The sequence below is a fragment of the Roseomonas sp. TAS13 genome (assembly GCF_001950415.1).
Taxonomy (GTDB): Bacteria; Pseudomonadota; Alphaproteobacteria; order Acetobacterales; family Acetobacteraceae; genus Roseomonas; species Roseomonas mucosa.
This window is the reverse complement of record NZ_BDLP01000735.1, coordinates 1-859: the sequence shown is the minus strand read 5'-3', so window position 1 is coordinate 859 and position 859 is coordinate 1. Positions and strand designations below refer to the sequence as shown.

Annotated in this window: 1 protein-coding gene; it reads right to left on the bottom strand. The window is 75.7% G+C overall.

Features of this window, described 5'->3' with window-relative positions; genetic code table 11:
* Positions 1 to 485: 485 nt before the first annotated feature.
* Positions 486 to 859, bottom strand: a 374-nt coding sequence (locus ROTAS13_RS25205; protein ID WP_139323600.1) for a siderophore-interacting protein, incomplete at its 5' end; no start/stop codon positions are given.

Genomic DNA, 859 nt, shown 5'->3' with positions numbered 1-859 from the left:
GCGCGCGGCCCGCGACGCCGCCTATGCCGCCGTGGATGCGCTGGACTGGCCAGAAGGCTTCTGCCGCCGCGACATCGGCTGGCGGGCGCTCGGGGCGGGGTGATCGGGGGCAGCGCCCCTGGCCCGGAGGAAGGCTCCGCCTTTCCCCCGATACCCCCTTATCCGCCGGGACGCTGCGCCCCCTGGACCCGGTGAGTTGGCCCCCGCTGCGGCCGGACCGCGCCGGAGGAGAGCATGGCTTTCCGGCGGACTGCCGGGGCCACCAGGGTGGGCAGCGTGTCCTGATCCCCTTCCCGGGAGTCCCGCCGCTCCACCTGCTCCCCGGGATCAGGCGGGAGCTGAGCTCGACAACTGGTGCCAACCCAAGGCGAGGTCCGGGGACATGCGATGTCCCCGGCGGTGGGGGTTCCGGGGGCAGGCGGAGCCTTCCCCGGGGCCGGCCACGAAGCGCGCCGCCAAAGCCCGGGCGACGGCCGCCATCCGCATCAGCCGCGCTCCTGCCGCCAATAGGCGGCGCAGTAGCAGCGGTCCTTGTCCAGCCCGCGCTCGTCGCGCAGGTGGCAGCGCATGGACTGGGCGACCTGGAACTCGGCGGCGGCCCAGGCGGCGGCGGTGCCGCTTTCCGGCCAGTGCAGGGCGCGCAGGGCGGCGGGCAGGAGGTTGGGCGTGCCGGCGGGAAGTCCGTTGCGGTGCAGCCAGCGCAGCGCGACGCCGGGCGGGTGGGGCAGGTCCTGTTCCTCCCGCGCATCCGCGACCTCGACGATCGCCACGCCGCGCGCATCGGAGGGCAGTTCCTCCAGGATGCGGCCGATGGCGGGCAGGGCGGTCTCGTCGCCGGCCAGGACCACCCAGTCCGCGC